We start from the raw sequence: 23,837 nt of genomic DNA on the forward strand, positions 1-23,837 counted from the left end.
CTCGCCGGACCCACCGAGGTCAGCACCCAAAACGTCTGCTATTGTTTTGGCAATTTGTTTCTTGAACTCATATGGGTGAACGACAAAGATGACGTACGCAGCGATGCGATCCAACGCACCGGCTTGTATGAACGTTCTCTCTGGCGGAGAAATGGAACCTGCCCCTTTGGCATTGCATGGCGACGGTCGGATGCTGCTCCCTCGTTGGCGCTCCCAATGTGGAAGGTCACGCCCCCTACCTGCCCGGAGGCATTTCGATCTCGGTTGCCACGGATAGCGATGATGCAAGACAGCCAATGATGTTTGAGTCGGCGGGTGGTTCATCACCGATTGATTGGCCCATAGAGAAGCGCGGAGCTCTTCAACATAGCGTTGGGCTTGGGACCGTCACTGAGATTCGACTCGCGATGCCTGCCGATGTGAGGTCAAGCCGTGCCCTAAAGATCATCGCTCAGAGCCACAATCCACCGCTGAGCATAGATCCGACAGGAACCTACTGTTTACACCTCAGGATCGCTTCACTCTTCGCTAAACCCGATCTGCAAATAGCGCTTCCTCTGATCACGTAAGGAACTCACGTAAGAACAATGTTCGAAAATTACGAAGATTATGGTTTGATTCGCGCGTAATCGCCAAATCACTCGCTGACAATCAAATGCGGGCTGATGCCCTCAGAGGGAGTTTTGCGACCGATCGACCCTCCCCGGGGAGCCGACTGATATTCGTTTCGCGACATTCGCCACCCTCCTAGCCATACCTCCAACCCCCGCGAGTCCGGGTTGACAGCTACTGCGCTTGAAGATCTTCTTAGTACACAGAGGTCCATCACCTATCAGATCGATGATACCGATGGAACTCCGATGTATTCCGCAATTGAGATCCGTGAAAATGTTCCCACTACAACTAGCTCCTGCAACAGCAGCATAGCGCACCAGGGGGTTCGACGACATGCGCGATTTCATTCGTAACGATGTTGGGGATGAAGCGGGACGTGTATTTGTGAAGGGAAAGCCGATCACCGCTCAGGAGATCGTCACTGGCGAACGTGGAACCGATGGGCATGTGCTGACGGTGGAGGGGAGACGAGCAGAGCGAACGCTTGAAATGCAGCTCGCCCTATTCAACAGCATCCCATACAAGATTCCGATGACTAACCAATACCCTGGGCATGCCTTTGCGAAGGGCCGTCACTTCAGCCCTGGAACAGATAAAGTCACCGAGTTGGGGGCGAAGTATGCCGGTAAGAATTTCGATCCAAGCAAGATCACCTGGTAGGTGAGACTGGGTGGGTGATCGAGGGAGAACTCGCGCACGCACAACACTTAGACCGAAACAATCTGTGTAAACTTGCGGAGACCGAACAAGCTCCGCGCGATGAAGTGATTAGCGGCGATCCAGGTCATCAATCCCACACGTCATGGGGAACGGTGCCCTGGTACCTGTCGAAAGCCGCGGCCGCCCCAGCGACCTTTTTCAAGGGCTTGCCTCAGCTTCCATCCCAATCTCGACGCCCGAAACTCCGAGGGCAGTACCGTCGCCTTCACTATCACGCAGATCCCGCACCTTCGCGAAACCGCAGAGGAGTGCGCTAGCCTGATTCTCAAAGCCGGCGCAGACGTTCACGCGCGCGACAAAAACGGTTACACGCCTCTTCACCACGCCGGGAGCCCGTCAATTGCGGCGCTCCTGCTCGCCGCCGGAGCCGATATCAACGCCCGCAACAACAACGATGAGACCCCGATCTTCACCACGTACAGCGACGATCTGATGCGCTTTTACATCAAGCACGGGGCCGACCTCACCGTCCGCGACAACCAAGGGCGTTCCATCCAAGAAGCGCTCGCGGCGAAACATCTCCTGTTGTCCCCGGACCTCAACGCAACTCTCGCCACCCAAATCACACCCAAACAGTAAGTCGCAATCCGGAAACAATCCTGGATTTTTTATGGCTGCCACGTGGAAGTTCCGAGCGGACTTGCTCAAGATCGCTCACGGATACTCCATGCCACGTGGCCCATGCTGCAGCCAGACATTGAAATGAATTGCGAACGCCGTCGATGTTCGCGTATTGTTCCCGACTTGCACTGGCTAAGCTGAGTCCCGGTTGGGAGTAATCTCAAAGTGGGCGGAGCGACAAGTTTCGAACCAGCGATCTAACCCACTCCCCCAGTCCTCACTTCAGTTCCCAGTCTTGAATCCAAGTAGGTCGTTTCGCGTCACTAGTCCTGTTCCGATTCACTCGGAACAGGCTTTGAGGATTGAGTGTACAGCTCTCACGCTTTCTGCTAGGGAAAGGTCTGTGGTGTCAAGAATCTCGTAACCGGCCTCGACAGCTTCCTGATGCAGATAGCGACTCCAACCCATCATGCTTTCGTTGGCCAGTTCTGGCTTTGATCTGTCGTGAGTCAAGCGACGAGCACGGGTGTAGTCATCACATTCAACGCAGAGGACACGTGCCTTCTCAATTGCGAAAACGGTTAGCGCTTCGCGGATAAAAGCGATTCGCATTTGCCCTTCGAACAGAACCGTATTGCCTGCGACGAGAGTGGGTGCGATTCTTTCGAACCATTTGAAAGTCATGGCTCGTTGCCAGGCTCCTCCAGGCTGATGGCCAGTTCCAAAAGTAGCCATGACTTCTGCCGAAGGAACCCCGATGCTATCGAAACAACAGACATTGATCGAAGGACGATCCACTTCGATCGCTTTCGCTATAGCCGTCTTTCCAGAACCCGATCCACCGGTCATGATGACTAATGCCATGCTCTGTTTCCTTTCAGGGCATGCGAGCGGATTTCATCGCACCCTATTTATTTGTTGACGCAGAGAAGTGTTCATGCCTATACTCCGCTGGAAAAGGTAAGTAGATCGATCTGCCAGTTGAGGCTACCTTATGAGGCTTGTGGACCATCGTTCACTTCTGTTTGTTTTCATCATTTCGTCTGCATTCGATATTTCGCATGCTCAAGATAAGGCCGTAAACCCCGGTGAAATTCCTACCTCAGATCCACCAATGGCCAGTCGCGATGTCGGTAGTAGTTACTGGCACATCGACGGTAATTTTGAATCAGTTCTTCATATAAAGAACGTTCTAGAAACATCGGAGCTGACAGTAACTCCAGTCCTGTGGATGGCTGACGGAACTGAGTATGATCTGGCTCCGATCCCGTTGCAAAAGGCCGAGTCGGTCAGCATAAATATAGCTCATGCCATTGCGGACGCCCCGTCCTCCACTAGACAACATGCATCATTATTCGGCAGCGCGGGGATCCGCTATTCGTGGAATTGGAGAGATGCGGCCATTGCCCACGTCTCGACCACCGATGAAATCGATAGTCTTACGTACATCACTCATGCGTCTGCTGGCATCGCGCCCAATCCAGATCTGAAAAATGCAACAACCAGTAGTAACGTAGTTGAGGCCTCCATACTAAAAGCGTCATCCCGTTCGTCACTTTCGTGAACACCTCACAAGCAGACATTTCCGCTCATATTTTGATCTCAAGCGGAAACGCCAATTCAGCTAAGTCAGATGACATTGTTGTCGCGGCAGGTCAGACGCAGATCCTCAAACTTGACCAACTAATCCGAGCACTCTCGGTTCAATCAGACGCTGGAGGCGTTCAAGTGTCTTACGCCGGCAAACCAGGCACTCTCGTTGTTGAAGGGGGACAGGAAGACTTTACTGCTGGGTATTTCTCATCGATACCGTTTATGACGCCCGAATATCGGCGGGTGAGAAAGATGGTCTCTCCAAGAGCGGTCACATTCGCGGCGGTGGGAGTGCAGGTTGGCGTTCCCGAGGCTAGAATGCAGTTTCCCCAGGATACAAACTTCCTTCCTTACTCATACGTTAGAAACTTGTCGAGTGCTGCGATGAGGCTTCACCTGAGCGCAAACTAGATAAGAAAGCAGGCTAGTGGCTGTATTGCTTTTCTTGAGGTGCACGATGCGAAGGAATCGCTCGAGGACGCAATCGGCCGAGAGACAGACTCTCGGACGTTAACGAACATGCAAGCAGACCTCAGAAAGCTTGAGGCCGCGAATAATAAGGAGCGGTAAAGCGTCTGCACGCCCTCTCGGGAGGGACTGCGATTCTCAATCCGCAGCAAGGCGAACATTTTAGTGGATTCGATCGCCATCTCCGCGATGATGCATATGCAAAATGCGAAGTGTAAGCCTACATTTATTTTAGATAAATCTCAATTCCGATCCGCTCAGCTTCAACTCCGCTCCACTTCATCGAGCGAGATTTCATCATTACGCTGATCACAAGACCCGGTAGGGCGTACTGATTCATCGGGCGGCCATCCGTTGTGCGATTTACGGCTTGTCGCCGTTCTTGAGATGGCCGTGATTCCGTGCTCCTTGCCCCCCTTTTCGCGAAGCCTTACCCAGCAGCGTCGTCCGGGTACAAAAAGGCCCTCGACCTTCATCGAAAGGGCAGCTCCTACCCGAGCAAAGGTGTAAACCATTAGACCTATTGAGGCATGATCTCCAGTCCGGGAAGGGACTAGGTGATATCGATTTACCTTTATTAAGGCCGTGGTTCGTCTACATTGAGAACAAGCGTTTTGTCCCGCCGTTGCGAGTGCTTCGGTCCGCGTAACCGCGTGGGCAGGATTTACCGGAATGACCTGGACCACCATCCAATCGAAGAGCATGCGCAGGTTAGTGTTACGATCCACAGGGAGATATGATGTTGAGACTTGCGACACTCCTAGTCGTCTTTTCGATATGTTTCATTGCTTGGGCAGACGATTGTCCGCCACCGTCACCTGTAAACCTGCACAGCGACGAAGCTTTTGATTCGCAGGTCTTCTTTGATAACACGCCTGCTGCCGCGACCCCGTTGCAGCTATATGCTGGAGACAAACTGGTGCATTCTGCGACCGCCGACCACAATGGCAAGGTTCGCTTGGGGCTTTTGCCCGTTGGCAATTACCAAGTTGTAATTCCCCGCAAAGGAACGTTCGACATACTCGTTCTCCAGCCTAAGAGCGGCCTTAATGGCCCTTTGATCAATTGGTTCTTGTTCCCAAAATCCAAGTACAAATGGGCCGCGGGCGTAAAAGTGGCAGGCAGTCCATGTCCAATACTGGTCTTAAAAGCAGACTAACGAGGCAATGGAATGCATCCGCTCGCAAGTCCGTATCACCTGCAAACGGAAATAATCTCGTTGTGCCCGAGAAGTCGGGTTTCGGCAACTACAAAGGAAAGCTAGTCGGTATGAGTAGATTCGAGCTAGCGACCTCACCTACCCCAATCCTCGTTTTGACGCAATCTGAGTAACTTAGCGCTATCAATCAATGCTTTAGAGAGCGGGAAAGAACCCGACGAAACGCTTATTGGACCTATTTCGGACCCATGTTTGGACCCATGCTGGTGTACGCAAGAGCAACGCGATACGAACGGCAAACCAGCATAGTGATTTTGTGGCAACAGAACTCGATCTTTGCCGCTATCTGGCGTAAGCGATCGGCTCTGATCCAGAGAAATTTGAGAGACATTCAGTTAGTGAGGCAGACTCTTGCGGAACGCAGGCCAGAATTGATATTGAGTTGAATCAGGAGCAGTTCGACAAGCGCAGGAATCGGAGACAGAAAGTTCAACGAAAGCGCTGAACACGACCATTCGCACACGCAACCCCTACATCGTTGAGTGGGTGCCATGAAACTACTCAAAATGAATGTGAGAAGTGCAATGGGGTACGACTTTGAGCAGGATTCTCCCTATGCCTATGGTCTACCGACTTGGGTTCACTCGAACGCCGGACGGGTATCTCAGAGTGACTGCCTGTGCTGCTGGCGCAACATTAACCGCTGTTCATCTAAACCCAAGTGTTCTCGTTGCCGCAGCAGATGTAGCAAAAGTGCCTAAACACCATTTAAGAGACATTCAGTTTGCAGCTGAGACAGCTTGGCGCAGGGAGGATCTTGATATCTGCTGCGAAACTGTGTCACTGGATTCTGACCAACTGGATAAACTTGGATTCCTTCGGAACTGGCCGACAAAGGGATAGGTTTTCTGGTCGCGTGTTACGCTCCGAATCAGCCGGATCTTGAGTTGAGTGCAGCAGCCTCCGGGACTTTGGGCTTAGGAATGACTGTTGTGATAAGAAATCGGTGCCTAGAACCCCTCACTCCGAAGAGCCGTTCCCGAGCAGAAGAGGCACAGCGAGATAGGACATTGATTCTTTTGAAAAAATACTCCAATGCAAATGCGGGGCGCGGGTCGGAGCCAGACTCACACCATCGGGAGAGTTGATTCCGACGCGTCACTTACGGCCGAACCCGCCTAAGCAATAAGGAGTTGATTGTTTAGGCACTAACGAACCCTTGGACCACATGAATGACATCCAGATTTGCGACATGGTCCTGTCGACCATGGTGAGGACTGTGATTCCTGTCCTGTAATGAGGTCTAACGATGACAATCCCGCTAGATGATAACCAAGATCCAATGCTGCCCGAACCGTGACGGTAAGCTACGCGGTAGTGACGGGTGTAAAGCCTGTTCCTGACGAGAGTATCAGTCGAGAAAGCCTGCCAGGACGAGCACGAGCCGTGCGGACCTTCTGTGGACATATGACGAAATGGTGAATCATAGCGACAGTGGTGACAGATGCAATGAGATCAGCCGGTCTTAATGTCCGGAAGCCGACAGACTCTTAGGTTTCGGTCCGCTAAACTCACGGGTCTGGGGCTACACAGTGACAAAAATTTCTCTCCCATCGTTTCTCCGAAAACTCAATACAGATGGCACCTGGAATTCGATCTGTGTACGATGCTTTCAAACCATAGTGACTAATAAAATAGAAGGGGACCTGGAAGAGGTTGAGAAAATTCATGTTTGCCGTTATTCTCTTTCGCAACGCCACCCTCGTGTCTGAATTCAACTTCTGAAAGACTGGTCAACTTTGCCGATGATTTATAGACTTGCATTCCTTCATACAAAAGATGGATACCTGAAAATCACAGCTGCTGCTAAGGGTACCCCCACTCTGACAGCCATCCATCTGAACCCTGAAGTTTTCGGAGCATCGGCTCGGATAGCAAACCTCTCAGCGGAACAGATAGAGAATCTCCGTGGGACAGCAGAACGGGCCTGGCCCGATGATGGTATAGACGTATGTTGTGAGGCGATCGAACTCGAAGCTGATCAGCTGAAGGATCTGGGGTTCATTGAGGATTGGCGCAGACTCGCTTGATCCCTTAAAAACCTTTGATCTTCTTAATGACATCCAATAGCTCCATGGCCCTGGTCGAGCACGGTGAAGACTGTGATTTCTGTAACGAGGGAGCGTGTTCGCTTATCTAGGGCTTGTCGCATCCTTCCCGAATAGCGTAAGCTGACTCCGTAAATTGTGAAGCGCACCTCACAGCCAGCTTCAGCGAAAACAGCACGCGTTTCATGGAGGTCTTATGCGTCCTTCGTCTCGCTTCCTTCTGCCTTCGACCCTCGTTCTCTTTTTAGTCCTCGCTAGCACACCCTTAGCTTTGGCAGACACAGTGAGCCTCTCCATCACGGAACTGGCAAGCGGTACCCTTGGTAGCCAGTCCTTCACCAGCCGGGATGTGACGTTTACAGGTACATTCTCGAGCAATCAACTTCTTAACTGTTCCATTGAAAATGACTGCGAGCGCCATGGGATCGGTTATTACATACTCTTTGACGCCACCTACCCTGGAGTGACAACTACCCTGGTCACAACAATCACAGTAGGTGGCCTCGGAACCTATGCCGCAAATAGTGGGAACAACGTTATCGAGTTCTACTACGGGGGAGGCAGCTTAACGAGCATAGTCCCATACGAAGGTATCGATACCGTGGGAAGGCTCTATTTTCCTACGAATCCTCTGGACGTTACCGATTGCGAAGGAGACTTTCCATCGTTTTACTGCCCTCTGTCTGCGTACACATCAGCCGGCAGCCTCATTCTTACCTCTGTCAGCGACACATACACGACTTCCACGGTAGTCACCGGCAATTCCACCGTTCCTGAGCCCTCAACCTTAGCCCTGCTTGCAACCGGTGTCGCAGCACTCTCGGAACTCAGCCGACGCCGCCTACGATCCGCGTGACCGCGTATGAGTGAGGGTCTTGACGACATCAAGAGCGAGGCTCGGCAGCGTGGCTGGGCTGAGGCTCAGGAGTAGCGGACTTGAACAGCGGAGAATCTAAATCCTTTACGGACATAAGAACCCCTTGCCCAGTAGCGACAGAACTACTTGCGGAGCAATTCCGGAGTGCGGTGATTGTTGCGCGTACGATATTGAACGAAGGAAAGCTGCTTCACGTAGAAGGAAAGCTGGCGCTCGTAAAAGCCCACTATAAACGTTCGAGGCGGGCTCTAGAGCAGCACATCCTCTCTTGCCCAATGTGTCACTCTTTCGATCCATTTTAGAGATGAAATCAAGACGGCCGCTGGTTCTGTTCAGGCTCAGGAATAGGGACAAATAGAGAAAACGAGGCGACTGACGGCTGCATCACATCCACTGCACGTGGAAGTGAGCCGCAGGTATAGATCCGCACGCCACTCCCGAGCACGCCCACCCGGTCCCTATATATGAAATCCAGATCAAGCAATAATGAAATGAGAGTCTCGGGAATCCGAGGCCAAGTATCGACTACTAGTCGCAGAAACCCTTGACGTAGAACGAAGCGGTCCGACCGATGTATCCGCCAAGGTTGCGTTGCAGCGGCTGGGTAACGAAAGACGACTGGACTTCAGAAAGTCGAATAGTCTGCTTTTGCAGCTACGTGAGGCATTTAGGACTGAGATTGTCATTACGTGCGGGAGCTGTGGCAAGTCAGAGATTGTTGAAGATACTCCTAAAGACACCAGAGACCGGAAATGTAAGGACTGCGGCGAATCGATGGTCGTTAAGAGACCGCCCGGAGACACCGACGGCACGTAGAATTCAGCAGCTTTGGAGTTTCACCATGTCTGATCCTAATCACGTCGAATTGATGGAGCAAATTCACTCCGCTGAAGTCGAAATAGAAGCGCTAGAAAACAAGATCGCCAATTGTGATGAATCAGTAACCAGTACGGCAGACTTATCCGTCCTGCGTGTCGAACAGGAAGAGCATCGCCAGCGCATACTCAAATGCAAAGCCGGTATAATTCAGAACAGGTACTCTGATTAGGAAACTGCGATCTGTTACGCTGTTTCCACTATGGCGAAAGCACGTAAAAAGGCCACACATCCAATGCTGCCGCTTGCCGCGCCCCAGTCCCCCACGGATGCCCCAAGCAGGAGACCGCGTTATCCCTGAGCGATCCAAGTCCGTGTGGAAGATTATGAGCGTCCGCTCTGAAAGCTCTGTCGATCTCGACTACCAAGAACGTACCTCACCCCGATTTCGTCAGGATGTCAGCACTCTGAAGAAGGAAACATCTGTCGACTCTGGCGAGCTCGCGTTAGCAAAGCAGCTAATCGACAAAGCACATCGAAATTTGATCTGTCCGCGTACAAGAACGATTACGAGGCAGCTGTGAAAAAGCTGGTCGAAGCCAAACGGAAGGGGAAGCCGCTGCTGCCTGCGCCTGAGCCAGAGCCCGCCAAGAACAAGGTGGTTAATATAATGGACGCACTCGAAGCAGCTTGTCCGAAAGCAAGCCCAAAAAAAGAGGCTCGAAGAAAACATCACGTCGGAAGACGGCTGATTAGTATCGGAGAAAGTGATGTGCGGTCGTTACTACAGACGCTCTGACAAACGACGCATAGCCGAATCATTCAAGGTGGGCAACGGTTTCCCGAGGTTTAGCTCGGTAAAGTACCTTGCCAGGCAAGAACTCTGTGGCAATGCCGAAAAGAGCGCCGAGTAAGCCACCGGCCCGGGCAAGACCGCCGGTGAACTTCGCGTTGCCGGAGATGCTGGGATTTTTGACGCTTGAGTCGACAATTGCACCCGCGCCAGCCCCAACGGCTGCGCCGATCAAGGCTCCTCCAATCACCGAACCTAGCGCATTGCGGCTACGAATCAACTGAATGTCGGTTCTAGGGAGGGACATGGAGCGATCGACTCCAGCTTGTCTCTTGTGGCAGTTGAGACTATTGTCGTCGGCTGAATCGAAGGCACAGAAAAACCTCTCTCTGGACAGCGTTATCCGTATCGAGCTTCCGATCTTGAGGCTCCTTATCCCCTCCCAATCTCTCGTCGGCTGCTGCGCCGTCCCCGCTGGCGAAGCAGCGAGGATTGACATGAGACAGAGAATGAGGTGCAGCATCGTTGCGCGGATTCGACGGGCCTCCTAGATGGGCTCAATATAAACCGCCCACGCGGGTCCGGCAAGATAAGCTTCGAAGAGCGACCTGGCGACTTTGAGCGGATCGAACATTTTGTTAGCTCGTAGAGCTTTTTATTGCCTTCGGTGATCCGGTCCTAGTACTCTCTGTTTCGCGCATCACACGTTGTGCATTTGGCGCTGAACGTTGGTTCCCAAACCTACGGAGCGCCACTTTGACTCTGAACTTCCGTCTCATCTTCCAGCCCGGCCCACTCCTTGGAATTATGGTTGTTCTTGTTTTGTTGGGAGCATCCGCGTGTTTCGCTAGTACTCTCGGCGCAAGCGACCCGGCAACGGTCGATCCGAAAGTAGCGCCGGCTGACGTAGGTGCGCCGTTCGTCTCGCTTCCTGACGCTCCGATCCCAAACATGGTCGAGATCGAGGGTGCAGCGGGGTCTCCTCCAAGTGGGAAAGCCAGGGGCATTCCTGCCTCAAAATTTCCGGCCAGTCCTTTGATGTTCCTAAGTGCGGACACTGACGCGACAAAGGTGCCCGCAGCGGATCGAGAGTTGGCAAGAGAGCAGTTGAGCGAGGGTTGCGAAACAGGCAGAATGCGCGGAAAGCCATGCAAGGTACACTGGCTGCCGATTCTGTGGCAGTCGTTCGAATGGCTCACAGCACAGCATTCGGGGAACATTCTCCTTGACACGGAGACCCGGAACGACCTCACGTCAAATCCTTACTGGTCAACGTATGTGTACTGCGTCGAGCATTATCGCTGGTACCAGTGGTCCGACGATACGACATTTATTGTGCATGACATCGGCCATCCGATGATGGGGGCGATTACAAGCAGCATCTTCGAGCAGAATGATCCCAAGGCGCGCGCGCTGGCGTTCGAAAACAATGGCAACTACTGGCGCAGCCGGTTGAAGGCAATGGCGTGGTCGGCAGTGTACAGCGCGCAATGGAAAGTTGGGCCGGTGAGCGAGGCTTCGATCGGCAACAGCGGGCGGAACACCTACTATGTCGCCCATCTGGGACGGACGACAAATGAGACAGGTTTTCAAGACTTCGTAATCACCCCGGTGTACGGCTTCGGTTGGAACGTCGGCGAGGATGCGGTCGATCGCTACCTCATGCCGAAGATTCATGCTCGTGTAAAGAACCGCCTTTACCTGACGGCGTTGTTCTGGATGACACCTTGCAAATCGGCCGCCAACGTACTGCGATGGAAGCCGACCTACTACCGCGACACGGCTTACTCAGCTTCGGCTGGCAACTAATATACCTGGCTTCAATGCAGGTTCCTGTTTGCCATACTTAAGAGAGTCATTGCAATTATCGATCAGTTTCTGTTCGTCTCCGACAATGATTGGCAAGCTGTAATAAGGCGTGACGCCGAAACGACCAACCCTGTATTCCAAGTTTGGAATCAAATCATCGGGGTACTGGCTAACCAAACGCCATTCTTCCTCTTCAGCAAATCCTTTATGCTTAAGCGAAGAGCTAAGAAGCGCAAGGGTGTACTGCCACTGATACCGGTTGAAAAATGCCTTGATCCGGTCGGCCATGTCTTCACTACCTCGATACTCGGCAGAGCCAAAATACCGTTCAACAAAATTGGCGATAAGTTGTTTGCAGAGCTTTCGTTGTCTTGTCGGGTCGTATTCACACCTGATGAGGTTGAAAGAGTGTTGCTTCGCGCTCCTAAAGACGGCATGATGTTGAGAAAAGCCTAAAGAGTAGCCGTGTCCTTCTGAGCAATATGCTCGCCACTGGCTTAGAAGATCCCCTCTTTCTGAGAAGGACAAGATGAAGCTTGCCTGCTGCGCTTGATTTATCAGTCCTAAAAGTAATCGCCGTTCATGGCTCTTTAGTTTGGTTTTCTCGATCTCTACCTTCAAGAGTTTGGCTGCAATTTTGTATTCCTTACGGTCATTCAAATGGAGATGGCTCGTAGCCCAAAGCTGCCCAGCACAAGGCAAGAGTCTGCTGGACAGCGGTATTGCGAACCGTGGAGATTCCATCGCCGCAAGTCCAATCCTTGTGGAAGGATAGTCGAGTGAAGCAGACGCAGCGGAACAGTTAGCCCGCTCCCGCGCTCGTGCGATCTTAGTTCGCAATTATTTACGGAATCATTTCCAGCTGGACGGTTCGCATCTGGGCCTTGTTACGATGAAAAACATCCCGCCAAGCGGCCTGGATCATGCAACCTGGGACGGTGTTTGCGTGGTGATTGTGAGGTCAAAGAAGTGATGCAGATACTTGGATCGATCGAACTTGCGGTCCTGAATACTCGGTAACAAGGCTGCTGTCTCCTAAGTCGATATGTGAGACAACTCAGCGCGAATACGCATGAGTTAATAGGTTCAGACAGCCAACAGCCAAGTGTAATTTCGAGCTTTCCAACGATCACCAACAAGATCGTTGCCGTTTATGCCCCTCGAGAGGGGTATAGTAAGGCCTCTAATCGCATAGATCACTCGGGCGATATCCTCCAAGCTATGTATATCAGCGCTTGACCCTTCAGGCTGCCGGGCGAGATGGTCTAGAGTTGGGTGGTAGAACATCTGAGGACTGCCACCTTGACATTGGATTCTCTGGGCACTGCCAGAAGAAAAGCGGAGAGGCATCGGCCTCTCCGCGAAAGAGAGCGAGATCGCGTTAGTCGTCCACGCCTGTATCGATGACTACAAGCGGACGCTCGAGCTTGCGAACCTGAAGCGCGCGGACCTCGCCAACGCATCGTTTCGCAGTGAAGCGCTCGCCTTCCACTACAACCGGTCGCTCATAGTCGTGGACGTAAAGCTCCCCTTCGACCTCGACATAGTCGCCGCGCCTCATGCCGCGCGTGAAGCCGCAGAACCAGGGGCCAGGGCAGACGACCCGGTGCGAGGTTATGCGTGAGGTCCACTCGTTGGTGGCGACATTCCAGGTACCGGACATCGTCGCGAGGGACAGGACTGCGAAAGCGTCCTCGGTGATTCCATTCGAAGAATGCACCTCGACATCCCTCGTGAGGAAGCCGCGTAACATGAGGTTGTTTTCGAAGAGTGTCATAGCTGCACCTCCGGAGGGAGGACAACGCGGCCTAAGCCGCGTCGCCCTCCGTGATGGTCTCGGTATCGAGAGTCTCCCCCGAGGACGGCTTCGCCAGCTTCTTCACGCTGCTAGCGCGTACCTCCCAATCGCGGATCTTGATCTTCGTCTTCTTCTTGTCCTTGACGATCTCGACCTCGCGCTCGGAGCTGCGCAGTTCGCCTTCGATCTCGACGTAGTCGCCCTTCTTCAGGTACTTCGCGATGTCGGAGGGTTTGCCGAAGGCGCCGATGCCGGGCCACTCGGTACGGTTGACCCACTGGTCCGTCTGCTTGTCCTTGTAGCCGGACTTGACGGCGATCGAGAAGACCGCGAAGATCTGCTGCTGTTTGGTTGCGTAGCTCTCGGCGTCCTTGCCGACGTAGCCCTTCAGTTTGACGTTGTTTTCGTAGAGTGCCATTGTGTTTCTCCTTGTTTGTATTTGCCCGGATTGCCCTCGGGACACTCTTGCGCGAAGCGACGCGAGGTGCCCCGCTCCCAAGTGCCAAGCGGCGCTTTTAGGGAAGTTCCGGAAAATCTTTTTGCGTTCGTTGCACAAAGATTTTCTGAAAGCCGTAACCCGTAGGGCGGCATAACCGAAGCAGAGACGCGCCGTGCCGCAGGGCGCGGGTAAAGCACTGGAGCGAGTGACCGAGGGCGAGCAGGGAAAATACGGGAGAGATGGGCTCTATGGAAACACCCCTTTGAAGGACCCGACGGCGTTCAGCATGACGGTGCAACCTGACAGTAACGGAACCATTTGGACTCACCTGCCACAGATCCGGTGCCAAAAGCAGAGGGTGGGTGAACCGCGCCGTCCGCTCTCGATCGTCCTCCGCACCTCGCCGCGCAAAGAGCCTGTCTATGGGCGACGGAGTTAGAGGCGAGATGCATAGCACCAGGGCAGGAAATGCAAAGGCAAGAAGAAGGTCTGATTCTCTCCGCGCCTGGGAGGTACGCGTCAGTGTCGTCTGAGTGAGTGCCTGCCGACTCATCGGACGCTCTCGTTGCCGTGTCGATCGCGGAGGATCGCACCGACGGCTGCGATGCGCTCGCCGATCCAGCGCATGACTGGAACCGCCATAGAATTGCCGAGCGCTTTGTAGCGGGGGCCATCGGCCGCCAGCTTGCCGCGATATTCGACCAGGGTGTAGTCATCGGGGAATCCCTGCAATCGTTCGCACTCGCGCGGTGTCAGCCGCCGCACGGCCAGCATTGGGCCGCCGCCGGGTGGAATAAGCATGTCAATGAAAGAGAACTTATCGTCCGTATCTGTACCTCCAAGAACGATCGAGTAGGTGTCGGCTCCGACACAAACATTTGTGCGTCCAGCGGGAAGGGAGACTGCAAGCTGACGCGTAGTCGTTGGAAATGTCTTATCGTCTACCATCGTGTTGTCCTCGTTTTGTTGCCTGTCGCATGACCGCGCAGGCTATGCCCCAATCACTTCGTAAAGGCTTGAATTTGCCGGGCGATCTCTTCAGGACACTCCTCGGGGAGGAAATGGCCGCAATCCGGGATCACATGACCTGTCACATTCACAGCAACCATTGAGACCATCTCCCTGATCTTGTCTCCCTGAGCATTTGCACCGCCCAGCGCGATGACGGGTACTGTCACCTTGCTCTTTCGCAATGACTCCGTCTGCTCGATTGTCTGGAAGGCTGCGCGATAGACGCCCATTGCTCCAAGCACGCCCTCGCGTCCAGAGAACGACCGCAGGTATTCATCGACCGATTCTGGCGGAATGAAGCAAGGACTGGCAATTTCGAAAAACCATCTCAGAAAAGCGCGTTCTTGACCGACGACAAGCCGCTCCGGTACATCGGGCGCGAGAGGCAAGATCCACCACCACATTGAACCTTTCGCCATAGCGGTTGGCGTGTAGCAGATGGTTTCTGACAGAATCTCAGACAGCATGACAGGCACTTCCATGTAGAACAGTCCACGCACTTCGTCCGGAAAATCGGCGGCCCAGAGAAGAGCTGGAGGTGCGCCCATATCGTGGGCAGCGATGAGAAGTGGCTGACCTGCTCCGAATCCCAGTAGATGCACCAGGGCACGGAACTCCGCCGCGAGTGCCCGGCCATCATATCCGGCTGTGCCCGCTGGTTTGTCAGAATCCCCGTAGCCTCGCATGTCGGGAGCGAGGACCGCGTAGCCCGCCGCCGCAAGAATGGGCATTACTTTATTCCAGACGTAGCTGGTTCCCAGGAATCCATGCCACAACAGCACAGGGGGTCCGTTCGGATTTCCTCCGACCCAGTAGTGAATTCGAACCCCGTTTACCAGGGCGGTTTCGCTTGCGAAGCCGGGGATGTTTGCCGGTAGGAAATTGTCATTCACGGACCAACCTCAAAGAGTACTAAGCCGCTGCAGAAACGCCGGACGCTTCGAATTTGTTTTGCCATGCGACAGCCGTCTCGCGGGCAAAATCTATGTATCGTCGAGGTGCATGGCCGAGCAGCGTTGTCAGCGTCTCGAGGTCGCCATCCCCTGCAACGAAGCCACGTTCGATGTACCCCTGAAACATCATGCGAATATCGAAGGCGGACCAGGCGGGAGATTTCTCGCGCATCTGCTTTTCAAATGCATCCATGTCATGGCCGCCATACGTGATCTTCTTGCCGAGAACCTCAGACCAGATCGCAGCCGCGCCCAGGCCGCTCACAATGTCGGGGCCGTTCAGGTTGTAGGTTTTACCCTCGTGTCCTGCTGTCGTCAGGGCAATTGCGGTTGCCTCGGCAATGTCCCGAACGTCCACTGTGGAGACACCGACCGGCCCTAGAGGCATCGGGTAAATCCCGGCTTTCGTCAACGGGTCTTTGAGTCCAACGTCATTTTGGTTGAAGTAGTTTGGACGGATAATCGTAAACGGAAGGTCAAACGCGTGTAGAGCGCTTTCCAACGCGAACTTCGAGGCGAAGTGCGGCACGTCTTTGAAGTGATCGACCCGAAAGACTGAGTGATAGACGATGTGCTTCACTTTCAATTTCTTAGCGAGGTCGTAGGCGATGAGAGCCTGCGTGAGTTCATCGGGGGTGACTGCGTTGAGCAAATACAGCTTGTCTGTCCCGTCCAGGGCTTTCTCCAAGAAAACCGGATCAAGGAGATCGCCAACGACAGCGTTGGCACCGTCAGACACCTTCGTGCCCTCTTTGCGAACCAGGACATCGACCGCTGCATTGCGCTTTAAGAGTTCCTTCACAACCTCGGAACCGACGTGCCCCGCTCCACCTATCGCTAAAACCTTCATAGCATTTCTCCTGTGTCCCTGCCGCCCTACGCGGTCGGGAGCTAATACTAGAGATGCCTAATTGCGGTCGGAACGATGAGTCGTAAATGCAAAACAAGTTTGCCTGTATGCAATATGGAGGAATCAGCGCATATCTGTTTGTTAGCTATGGCCTGATAAAGCAGACCTTAGCCGGGGCACCACGAAGACACGGGTCCCGTTCCGTCCCGATGAACGGTTCCAGATAGTCCATGAAAACCTCAATCTTCGGAGTCAACCGCGAAGCACCAGAATACAGCGCACAGAGAGCAATAGGGATCGGTCGCCACGAAGGCAACACAGGTACAAGGTGCTTTTCAACGTGCGGTTGCTTCGCGAGCCAGAGCGGCAGCACGGCGACGCCAACACCATCGAGAGCAAGCTGACAATGGATCTCCGGGTCGCTCGCAGTTAACACAAAATGGAGCTCCGGTGAGGTCGTCTTTGTGCCCTTCATCAGTTTCCATAAGTTGAAGTTCGTCTCGGCCAACAGACCGATGCACCGGTGTTTGCTCAGATCTGTAGGGTCGCGCGGGCCGCCGTGAAAACTCAGATAATCCTGACTGGCGAAGAGGCCTTGCGAGATTTTGGGGTACAGGTGGCATCTTCGAGCGGAATCTTTCGGTGTTCGAACCTTGAAGTAGACGTCCACCTCGTCTGCACCCTCTTGATCCCATCCGGAAGAATAAAGATCGAGTTCAACCTTCATTTCGGGGAAAGCTTTAAGGAAGCCCGCTAGCAGCGGCGCCAGAGTGTTCTTCGCAAAACAAACGGGAGCGGCTATCCGCAGCAATCCACTTGGATTGACGCGTTGCCGCTCAATGAGTTCGCCGCCATCCCGCAATGACCGCAAAGCGCGCCTGCACGAAGTCAGATATTCTTTACCCGCATCCGTAAGCACCAATCCTCGCTGATTTCGTCGAATCAGGAGTACGCCAACGTGTTCTTCGAGACGGGTAAGAGCCCTGCTCACCGTCGAGGTCGGGAGACCCATATCTCTTGCCGCCCCACTCAGAGTTCCAGCCTTGGCTGCGGCGACAAATGCGGTGACATCGTTTAGATCAGGAGCTTTGCCCATGAGCAATACTACTTTGCGAAAGCTGCATCAGCAGAAGAAGCCAGGTCATCGCTGGCGGCGTCTTCCAGCGTCCATGCGGCAGAAGCCGCAGTAAAAGACCTCCACTCCACCGTCAGTCCTGCGATTACATCAGCATCTAGAGGAGAGATTCATCACCTCGCCGATATCCGGAATTTCCAATCCAGCTGAGATTGTTGTGTCCATGCACTCCAGGTTAGTGAGTTGGTTGGATAATGATTCCTTCCGACGATCTTAGTTCAACAGAGTTATCAAGCTTCTGCCCTGTGCGATGCAGACAGGTAGACTCCAGAATCGTTCCAGCTTTTGTGCGGACTCGGACCGGCTCGACCCCGAGGTTTAGCAGCACGAGGATCCGTTCTCCGTCTTTTACGCGTTCGTAGCTCAATAGATTGCCCTCCGCGGCAATCGAACGCATCTCCCCGCCTGCCAATATCGGATGCATTCGCCTGAGAGCGATCAGCCTGACGTACAGGTTCAGAATCGAAGCTTCATCCTCCTGGAGCGTGGCGACATTGATGAGTTCATGATCGGCTCCAAGCGGAAGCCAGGGCTTCCCCTGAGTAAAGCCGGCCAACGGTGTGCCGCTCCATGGCATCGGCGTGCGCTCTGGATCTCGTCCCATCCCAATCCCGGGCTGATTCATTTCTGCAGGGTCCCGCACTTCCTGGGCTGGAATAGGGACATTGGTCATGCCGATCTCCTCGCCATAGTACATTGTCAGAGTCCCCGGAAGCGTGAGCAGAAGCATCGCCGCAACCGGAGCCTGTTGCACGCCCACTCTCGTTGCGATGCGAGCATTGTCGTGATTACCCAGCACCCAATTGGGCCACGCTCCCAAAGGCAAGGCAGTGATGTATTCCGAGATCACCTGGGCAACTGCTTCCGCTTTCCAGGGGCTCTGGAGCAAGAGAAAATTGAACGGCAGATTCGCGCCCTTCAGGTTCTGTCCGTAATAAGTCATCAGGTCCTTCACAGGCAGGTATATCTCGCCGATGAGCACGCGGTTGGGATACTGGTCGATTAGGGCGCGCATCTCGGCGACGACAGCATGCACCTCCGGTTGATCGGAGTTGTAGACCGTGAGCAAACTGTTGCCGGTCGACTGTCCTTCGACGTAGTCAGGATTGGGCGGGTTATCACGATACTGATCATCCTTGATCATCAGCCACATGACATCGACTCGAAACCCATCTACGCCTTTCTCCAGCCAAAATCGAAGTGACTGATACATGGCCGTCCGTACGGCAGGATTGCGCCAGTTAAGATCAGGTTGCTCTTTGAGGAAGGAGTGATAGTAATACTGGGCCGTGGATTCATCCCATTGCCAACCCGACCCGCCGAAGTTGCTCATCCAGTTGTTCGGTTCGTCGCGCCAAAGATACCAGTCTCGTTTGGGGCTCTCCAGGGAAGACCGGCTCTCCAAAAACCATGGGTGCTGATCGGAGGTATGATTCGGGACAAAATCGAGGATGACCTTTAGGTTTCGATGGTGGGCTTCCTGCAAAAGGTGATCGAAATCCTGCATGGTTCCGAAGATGGGATCGACGCTGCAATAGTCGGCAACGTCATAGCCGAAATCGGCCATCGGCGATCTATAGATAGGCGAGATCCAGATCGCATCGACCCCTAGCTGGACAAGATAGTCGAGTCTTTGCAGGATGCCTTTAAGGTCGCCAATACCATCTCCGTTGCTGTCCTGGAAGGAACGCGGATAGATCTCGTAGATGATTGCGGATTTCCACCAGTCCAGTTCTTGCATCTAACTTTGCTCCAATGAATCTCTCAGTTGAAAGATTGCTTGAATGATCAACGATCTCTGGTACAAGAACGCGGTCATCTATTGCCTTTCGGTCGCCACCTATATGGATGCTAATGGAGACGGTGTCGGTGACTTCCAGGGATTGATGCGTCGCCTGGACTATCTGCAGGGTATCGGCGTCACTGCCATTTGGCTCATGCCCTTCCAACCATCCCCCTGCAAGGATGATGGCTATGACGTTGCGGACTACTATGGAGTTGATCCTCGCTATGGCACCCTCGGCGACTTTGTCGAGTTTGCGCACGGCTGTAAGCAGCGCGGGATGCGTGTGCTCATCGATCTCGTCGTCAACCACACCTCCAACGAACATCCATGGTTTCAGGAATCACGTCGTGATCCGCAGTCCAAATATCGGGACTGGTATGTCTGGTCAAAGAAGAAGCCAAAACACGCTGAGTCGGGCGTGGTCTTCCCAGGTGTACAGAAGTCCACCTGGGATTACGACGAAATAGCAAGAGCGTACTACTTTCACCGCTTTTACGATTTTCAGCCGGATCTCAATACTTCTAATCCCGAGGTTCAGGCCGAGATCCTCAAGATCATGGGCTTCTGGTTGCAACTTGGCGTTTCCGGCTTTCGCATGGACGCAGTTCCTTTTGTCATTGCACAGAAGGGTGCAAGCGTTGCTAAGCCCGAAGAGCAATACGACATGCTTCGTACCTTCAGCCAGTTCCTGATTTGGAGGGACGGAGAGGCGATTATCCTGGCCGAGGCTAACGTCCTGCCAGGTACCGACATGAAGTACTTCGGCAGCGCGGGGGAACGCGTGCAAATGATGTTCAATTTTGATGTGAATCAGCACCTTTTCTGCGCTCTCGCCACAGGCGATTGCCGAGCGCTCGTGAAAGCAATGCGAGCGACCAAATCGCGGCCAGCCTCGGCGCAGTGGGGGCAGTTTCTACGGAATCATGACGAACTCGACCTCGGCCGTCTCGAGGACAAGCAGCGAGAAGCTGTCTTTGCCGCATTTGGTCCTGATCCGGATATGCAGTTGTATCAGCGCGGTATTCGTCGTCGACTTGCACCGATGCTGCAGGGAGATCGTCGTCGTTTGGAGCTCGCCTACAGTTTGATGATGACTCTGCCCGGTACCCCCGTGATCCGATATGGAGACGAGATCGGAATGGGTGACAATCTGAAATTGCCGGAACGGAACTGCGCGCGCACTCCGATGCAGTGGTCGACCGAGCCCAATGCGGGCTTCACAAAGAGCGACAAGCCGGTTCTACCCATCATCAGTAGTGGCCCGTACAGCTTTGAGCATGTCAACGTCGCAGATCAACGCCGGGATCCTAATTCACTTCTGAACTGGATGGAACGCATGATCCGTATGCGAAAAGAGGTGCCCGAGATTGGGTGGGGTGATTTCTCTTTTATCCCGTCCGGAACTCCACAAGTCTTGGCGATGCAATATGACTGGCGCAATAACCGCGTGCTGTGCGTCCATAACCTCACCGGGGAGCCGAGAGAGATAAGTCTTTTAGTAAATAGTGGTGAAGAAAATTGCGTGCTGACCAATCTTCTGTCCGCTGATCATAGCCAGCCAGACGACAGCGGCCGACACTGGATGCTCCTCGAGCCGTATGGGTATCGTTGGTTTCGCGTCTGTGGACTGGATTATCTCCTCAAGCGCAGCACTGTTTAGGTAGCCGACATCGAATCGCCGCATCCAAAGGAGTGCGTTCGAGTGATGACCCACATATCGGATACTTCTCATCGCCGTGACCGTGTGATTCGACGTTACGCGATACTCGATCCGCCTTCGAGGTACAGAGTTTGACTCTGTAGCTGTTTCCTTCGTTCACATCCTGCTGCCATGAATGTTAGGCAATAGAGTGATTCATTTTTTCAAAGTCGCACTAGGAACTTTGCGCGTCCTGAATACTTTAGAGATGATTTAGCCTTTTCTCTATGATTTCGCGTTGGCTTCAGCCCACTTCAGGATCGCGCCGGCAACTTCTTCCCATCCTGGCTCAGCGATAAGCCAATGACTGCGTTTGGGAAACTCAAGGATGTCAGTTCGGCTTGGAGCCTGCTTCTGTTTTCGATACATCGTACGCACCATGGTAGGCGTGCAGGTACGGTCTTCGGCGGCGGCGGTCAGCAACAAGGGCGGACGCTTCGAGTTTTTGAACCGAACCGCAATCCCAATACCGAAAGCAGCCTGGAAATAGATTCGCCCTGGTGCAGGAACAATATGCTGGTCATACGTTTCCCTTTGTTGCGAAGGCGCAAGCGTGTTTGCGAAGGTTGTTGAAAAGCCTTTGAACGACATGAAAAGAATGCGAGACCATCCACGCCATGCCAGCATTACCGGAAGTGCGGATCGGATGGCCCTCGGGCTTGGAAGGACGCCCCGCGGTGGACCTGCGTTGATTGCGACACCAGCCGCACCCAAACCACGATCGAGAAGCAATCGTGAAGTTAGGTCGCGCATCACCAACGTCAGCTGCTGCCAAATCGCCGAGTCACTCGTTGAGCCATCTGAGTGATCCTGGGTTCCGGGTGGTTGACCGCCAACTCTTCAGCCGCCCGTTCATCGACATCTCCGCCCGGGTTCGACAGGGCGATACTTGTTCTCCTCGCACCTCGCCGGCGCAGGATTTCGCTGCATTGAGTGGCAGCATGATTCTGGAGCAGATGGCAGGACTCGACTGGAACAGGCAGCAGCATGTGCTAGAACCAGCAGCCACCACGGCCTAGTTATGTTGTACTCGTCATCATGAACGTCAATGAGTACGTCACCTCGCAGGTTCTACGTAACATAATTAGCGCCTCAACATAGCTCTTGCAACTCTTCGACAAGTTGAAAGAGCCTGTAATTGAAGACGAGAAAGTGCGCGACAATTCGTATCGCATGCCGCACTTCATCGGGTTTCTGTGGACTGAAAACCACACCGACGACCGGCTCTGAGCTGCCCTCCAGCATGTACTGGCCTTCCTCGTCGAAGCAGGCTGTGATCGGGTCGTGTTCCTTGAACGCTACAAGCAGCGATGGCAGCGGCGGACCGTCATAGTTGCCTTCTTGCAGGAAGTTACGGGACCGATCGAGTCGAAGGCGGGAGAGTCGCTGAATCGTGCGCAGCCGCTCGATCCATGAGCGGTATCTCCCATTCCGATAGGTCCAGAGGAGGCGGCGGGCTTGAAGGGTCCACCCCTTGGGGTCGTGCGTCAGCGTCTTACGGATGCACTCGGGAAGCGCCTTCTCAACGTCTGGAAACTCGTACTGCTCTTGGTTGCCTTCCTCCTCGTCTTCGGCATACTCCTTCATCCGTTCCTCGTACTGCAACGCGTCGTCGTGGTTGTAAACCCGCATGACGCGATAGAGTGCGTAAGTCAACATCCAGTAGAACGCCGCTCCGAGACCTTCTGCCTCCTCTTCGAGCGCATCGATCGCTGGTTCGATCTTGAGATAACCGGAGCCGCTGCACTCGAACGTCACGGCCAATTGCCCATTCTCGAGTGCGGCATCGAAGCCCTCCCGCTCGGCGACATCACTCACTTGCAGGTGATACTCGACGTTGCGCTGAAGTAGGTTCCAGCGCTCCTCGCCGATCCCTTGCATGATGGCGTGTTGCGCAAAGACGATGACATTTTCATTGCACTTCTGCCACATCTCTGGCGTCCCAAGACCTTCCCGCACCAGAACGGTACACAGATCGTAGACCAGTTCAGGGTGGAACTCGTGACTGTATGCGGTTGGAATAGCGTCAAGGGAAGGGAGAGCCTGGCCAAAGGCCGGAGCAAGTGTCGTTATCCCAGCGGTGGCAGTAACTCCGCAGGTGCCGGGAGTGGTTGACTGCGCGATCCGGTCTGCCGGTCTGCTGCTTCGGACACCAGGTGGGCGAGAGCGACGGATTCTTTGCATGTCAGATGCCTCACGAGTAGCTGGCTTGCCTCCGTGGGGGGCGCCTTTGCCTTTGCGGCAAACAATGCGATCAGTTCTTCCGGCGTCATCGGTGGCGCAGACATCGCTCAGCCCTTCGACCCGATTGCGCGGCTGAAGGTGTAGCGCAATACGGAGCCGGTATCTTCCGGACCGGACACCGATGCAGTTGCAATCTCGGGATAGTTGGGGGTGAGTAGGTCGCGGACCTGTTCTACGGTCAACTCCGGGCCTGGATCTGGAATGCGAACACCGTTGTAGTGAAACTCTCGCGAAAGCACTTCTGTTTTAAGACTGGTCATGGCTGCTCTCCTTTCAGAACATCGTCTGGAAATGGTGTGGCCGCGAGGATCGGATGGAAGAAACGGGCCCTTTTGGCATGAAGATCTCCACGGCAAAGAAAAAGGCCAGCCCGAAGCTGACCCTTCTCTTTGCCGTTGATCGA

23 protein-coding genes are annotated in these 23,837 nt (G+C 53.9%); 10 read left to right on the plus strand and 13 right to left on the minus strand.

Annotated features, from left to right (window positions below):
- The first annotated feature begins 948 nt into the window (after positions 1-948).
- Together RBB76_RS22050 and RBB76_RS22055 are read left to right on the plus strand one after the other, a co-directional pair.
- Positions 949-1,275, plus strand: coding sequence for a hypothetical protein (locus tag RBB76_RS22050; protein WP_429634260.1), 327 nt, complete (start codon positions 949-951; stop codon positions 1,273-1,275).
- Between the two features lie 279 nt (positions 1,276-1,554).
- Positions 1,555-1,914, plus strand: coding sequence for an ankyrin repeat domain-containing protein (locus tag RBB76_RS22055; protein ID WP_433963580.1), 360 nt, complete (start codon positions 1,555-1,557; stop codon positions 1,912-1,914).
- Between the two features lie 321 nt (positions 1,915-2,235).
- Here the strand turns inward: RBB76_RS22055 and RBB76_RS22060 are convergent, their stop codons facing one another.
- Positions 2,236-2,760 (minus strand): hypothetical protein, encoded by a 525-nt coding sequence (locus tag RBB76_RS22060; RefSeq protein WP_429634258.1) that lies wholly within the window; start codon positions 2,758-2,760, stop codon positions 2,236-2,238.
- Positions 2,761-2,890: 130 nt separating this feature from the next.
- Between RBB76_RS22060 and RBB76_RS22065 the strand changes: the two genes are divergently transcribed.
- The 4 genes from RBB76_RS22065 to RBB76_RS22080 all read left to right on the plus strand — a co-directional run bounded on the left by RBB76_RS22065 (position 2,891) and on the right by RBB76_RS22080 (position 9,149).
- Positions 2,891-3,460, plus strand: a complete 570-nt coding sequence (locus RBB76_RS22065) for a hypothetical protein (protein WP_429634256.1) — start codon at positions 2,891-2,893, stop codon at positions 3,458-3,460.
- Between the two features lie 1,233 nt (positions 3,461-4,693).
- Complete coding sequence (locus RBB76_RS22070; RefSeq protein ID WP_429634254.1) at positions 4,694-5,116, plus strand: hypothetical protein; 423 nt, start codon at positions 4,694-4,696, stop codon at positions 5,114-5,116.
- 2,304 nt (positions 5,117-7,420) lie between these two features.
- The gene (locus RBB76_RS22075) at positions 7,421-8,080 is read left to right on the plus strand and encodes a PEP-CTERM sorting domain-containing protein (protein ID WP_429634252.1); all 660 of its coding nucleotides are present in this window, start codon (positions 7,421-7,423) and stop codon (positions 8,078-8,080) included.
- 862 nt (positions 8,081-8,942) lie between these two features.
- Complete coding sequence (locus RBB76_RS22080) at positions 8,943-9,149, plus strand: hypothetical protein (protein ID WP_429634250.1); 207 nt, start codon at positions 8,943-8,945, stop codon at positions 9,147-9,149.
- Between the two features lie 586 nt (positions 9,150-9,735).
- Here RBB76_RS22080 and RBB76_RS22085 read toward each other — a convergent pair.
- The gene (locus RBB76_RS22085; RefSeq protein WP_429634248.1) at positions 9,736-10,017 is read right to left on the minus strand and encodes a hypothetical protein; all 282 of its coding nucleotides are present in this window, start codon (positions 10,015-10,017) and stop codon (positions 9,736-9,738) included.
- A gap of 449 nt (positions 10,018-10,466) precedes the next feature.
- On the opposite strand from RBB76_RS22085, the gene RBB76_RS22090 reads away from it, so the two are divergent.
- Positions 10,467-11,519 (plus strand): hypothetical protein, encoded by a 1,053-nt coding sequence (locus tag RBB76_RS22090; protein ID WP_433963480.1) that lies wholly within the window; start codon positions 10,467-10,469, stop codon positions 11,517-11,519.
- Here the strand turns inward: RBB76_RS22090 and RBB76_RS22095 are convergent.
- The 3 genes from RBB76_RS22095 to RBB76_RS22105 all read right to left on the minus strand — a co-directional run bounded on the left by RBB76_RS22095 (position 11,499) and on the right by RBB76_RS22105 (position 13,735).
- Entirely contained in the window at positions 11,499-12,179 is a 681-nt protein-coding gene (locus RBB76_RS22095; protein ID WP_433963467.1) for a DUF2971 domain-containing protein, read from the minus strand. The two genes, RBB76_RS22090 and RBB76_RS22095, sit on opposite strands and share 21 nt — an antisense overlap.
- Positions 12,180-12,900: 721 nt before the next feature.
- The gene (locus RBB76_RS22100) at positions 12,901-13,296 is read right to left on the minus strand and encodes a single-stranded DNA-binding protein (RefSeq protein WP_429634875.1); all 396 of its coding nucleotides are present in this window, start codon (positions 13,294-13,296) and stop codon (positions 12,901-12,903) included.
- 31 nt (positions 13,297-13,327) lie between these two features.
- The gene (locus tag RBB76_RS22105; RefSeq protein WP_429634874.1) at positions 13,328-13,735 is read right to left on the minus strand and encodes a single-stranded DNA-binding protein; all 408 of its coding nucleotides are present in this window, start codon (positions 13,733-13,735) and stop codon (positions 13,328-13,330) included.
- Between the two features lie 193 nt (positions 13,736-13,928).
- Here RBB76_RS22105 and RBB76_RS22110 point away from each other — a divergent pair, with 193 nt between their 5' ends.
- The gene (locus RBB76_RS22110) at positions 13,929-14,195 is read left to right on the plus strand and encodes a hypothetical protein (protein WP_429634873.1); all 267 of its coding nucleotides are present in this window, start codon (positions 13,929-13,931) and stop codon (positions 14,193-14,195) included.
- Positions 14,196-14,305: 110 nt separating this feature from the next.
- Here the strand turns inward: RBB76_RS22110 and RBB76_RS22115 are convergent, their stop codons facing one another.
- The 5 genes from RBB76_RS22115 to RBB76_RS22135 all read right to left on the minus strand — a co-directional run bounded on the left by RBB76_RS22115 (position 14,306) and on the right by RBB76_RS22135 (position 19,446).
- The gene (locus RBB76_RS22115; protein WP_429634872.1) at positions 14,306-14,704 is read right to left on the minus strand and encodes a DNA cytosine methyltransferase; all 399 of its coding nucleotides are present in this window, start codon (positions 14,702-14,704) and stop codon (positions 14,306-14,308) included.
- 53 nt (positions 14,705-14,757) lie between these two features.
- Complete coding sequence (locus RBB76_RS22120; protein WP_429634871.1) at positions 14,758-15,660, minus strand: alpha/beta fold hydrolase; 903 nt, start codon at positions 15,658-15,660, stop codon at positions 14,758-14,760.
- Positions 15,661-15,679: 19 nt separating this feature from the next.
- Positions 15,680-16,570 (minus strand): SDR family oxidoreductase, encoded by an 891-nt coding sequence (locus RBB76_RS22125; RefSeq protein WP_429634870.1) that lies wholly within the window; start codon positions 16,568-16,570, stop codon positions 15,680-15,682.
- 145 nt (positions 16,571-16,715) lie between these two features.
- Positions 16,716-17,666 carry a LysR family transcriptional regulator gene (locus tag RBB76_RS22130; protein WP_429634869.1) on the minus strand — a complete coding sequence of 317 codons (951 nt, stop codon included), beginning with the start codon at positions 17,664-17,666 and terminating at the stop codon, positions 16,716-16,718.
- Positions 17,667-17,880: 214 nt separating this feature from the next.
- Positions 17,881-19,446: an alpha-amylase family glycosyl hydrolase gene (locus RBB76_RS22135; protein WP_429634868.1), complete on the minus strand. Its 1,566-nt coding sequence runs from the start codon at positions 19,444-19,446 to the stop codon at positions 17,881-17,883.
- Positions 19,447-19,489: 43 nt separating this feature from the next.
- Here RBB76_RS22135 and RBB76_RS22140 point away from each other — a divergent pair, with 43 nt between their 5' ends.
- Complete coding sequence (locus RBB76_RS22140) at positions 19,490-21,151, plus strand: alpha-amylase family protein (protein ID WP_429634867.1); 1,662 nt, start codon at positions 19,490-19,492, stop codon at positions 21,149-21,151.
- Positions 21,152-21,415: 264 nt separating this feature from the next.
- On the opposite strand, the gene RBB76_RS22145 is transcribed toward RBB76_RS22140, so the two are convergent.
- Entirely contained in the window at positions 21,416-21,943 is a 528-nt protein-coding gene (locus RBB76_RS22145; protein WP_429634866.1) for a hypothetical protein, read from the minus strand.
- A gap of 38 nt (positions 21,944-21,981) precedes the next feature.
- Here RBB76_RS22145 and RBB76_RS22150 point away from each other — a divergent pair, with 38 nt between their 5' ends.
- Positions 21,982-22,209: a hypothetical protein gene (locus RBB76_RS22150; RefSeq protein WP_429634865.1), complete on the plus strand. Its 228-nt coding sequence runs from the start codon at positions 21,982-21,984 to the stop codon at positions 22,207-22,209.
- Positions 22,210-22,282: 73 nt separating this feature from the next.
- On the opposite strand, the gene RBB76_RS22155 is transcribed toward RBB76_RS22150, so the two are convergent.
- Positions 22,283-23,374 carry a hypothetical protein gene (locus RBB76_RS22155; protein WP_429634864.1) on the minus strand — a complete coding sequence of 364 codons (1,092 nt, stop codon included), beginning with the start codon at positions 23,372-23,374 and terminating at the stop codon, positions 22,283-22,285.
- 107 nt (positions 23,375-23,481) lie between these two features.
- On the minus strand, positions 23,482-23,694 hold the full coding sequence (locus RBB76_RS22160; RefSeq protein ID WP_429634863.1) for a PRTRC system protein C: 213 nt from the start codon (positions 23,692-23,694) through the stop codon (positions 23,482-23,484).
- Positions 23,695-23,837: the final 143 nt, after the last annotated feature.

Origin of the sequence: Tunturiibacter psychrotolerans (assembly GCF_051013365.1) — a bacterium.
Taxonomy (GTDB): domain Bacteria; phylum Acidobacteriota; class Terriglobia; order Terriglobales; family Acidobacteriaceae; genus Edaphobacter; species Edaphobacter psychrotolerans_A.

Coding starts and splice junctions, on each gene's coding strand:
- RBB76_RS22050 (WP_429634260.1), top strand. CDS start 949: ATGCGCGATTTCATTCGTAACGATGTTGGGGATGAAGCGGGACGTGTA.
- RBB76_RS22060 (WP_429634258.1), bottom strand. CDS start 2,760: ATGGCATTAGTCATCATGACCGGTGGATCGGGTTCTGGAAAGACGGCT.
- RBB76_RS22065 (WP_429634256.1), top strand. CDS start 2,891: ATGAGGCTTGTGGACCATCGTTCACTTCTGTTTGTTTTCATCATTTCG.
- RBB76_RS22070 (WP_429634254.1), top strand. CDS start 4,694: ATGATGTTGAGACTTGCGACACTCCTAGTCGTCTTTTCGATATGTTTC.
- RBB76_RS22075 (WP_429634252.1), top strand. CDS start 7,421: ATGCGTCCTTCGTCTCGCTTCCTTCTGCCTTCGACCCTCGTTCTCTTT.
- RBB76_RS22080 (WP_429634250.1), top strand. CDS start 8,943: ATGTCTGATCCTAATCACGTCGAATTGATGGAGCAAATTCACTCCGCT.
- RBB76_RS22085 (WP_429634248.1), bottom strand. CDS start 10,017: ATGTCCCTCCCTAGAACCGACATTCAGTTGATTCGTAGCCGCAATGCG.
- RBB76_RS22100 (WP_429634875.1), bottom strand. CDS start 13,296: ATGACACTCTTCGAAAACAACCTCATGTTACGCGGCTTCCTCACGAGG.
- RBB76_RS22105 (WP_429634874.1), bottom strand. CDS start 13,735: ATGGCACTCTACGAAAACAACGTCAAACTGAAGGGCTACGTCGGCAAG.
- RBB76_RS22115 (WP_429634872.1), bottom strand. CDS start 14,704: ATGGTAGACGATAAGACATTTCCAACGACTACGCGTCAGCTTGCAGTC.
- RBB76_RS22125 (WP_429634870.1), bottom strand. CDS start 16,570: ATGAAGGTTTTAGCGATAGGTGGAGCGGGGCACGTCGGTTCCGAGGTT.
- RBB76_RS22130 (WP_429634869.1), bottom strand. CDS start 17,666: ATGGGCAAAGCTCCTGATCTAAACGATGTCACCGCATTTGTCGCCGCA.
- RBB76_RS22135 (WP_429634868.1), bottom strand. CDS start 19,446: ATGCAAGAACTGGACTGGTGGAAATCCGCAATCATCTACGAGATCTAT.
- RBB76_RS22140 (WP_429634867.1), top strand. CDS start 19,490: ATGATCAACGATCTCTGGTACAAGAACGCGGTCATCTATTGCCTTTCG.
- RBB76_RS22145 (WP_429634866.1), bottom strand. CDS start 21,943: ATGCGCGACCTAACTTCACGATTGCTTCTCGATCGTGGTTTGGGTGCG.
- RBB76_RS22155 (WP_429634864.1), bottom strand. CDS start 23,374: ATGCAAAGAATCCGTCGCTCTCGCCCACCTGGTGTCCGAAGCAGCAGA.
- RBB76_RS22160 (WP_429634863.1), bottom strand. CDS start 23,694: ATGACCAGTCTTAAAACAGAAGTGCTTTCGCGAGAGTTTCACTACAAC.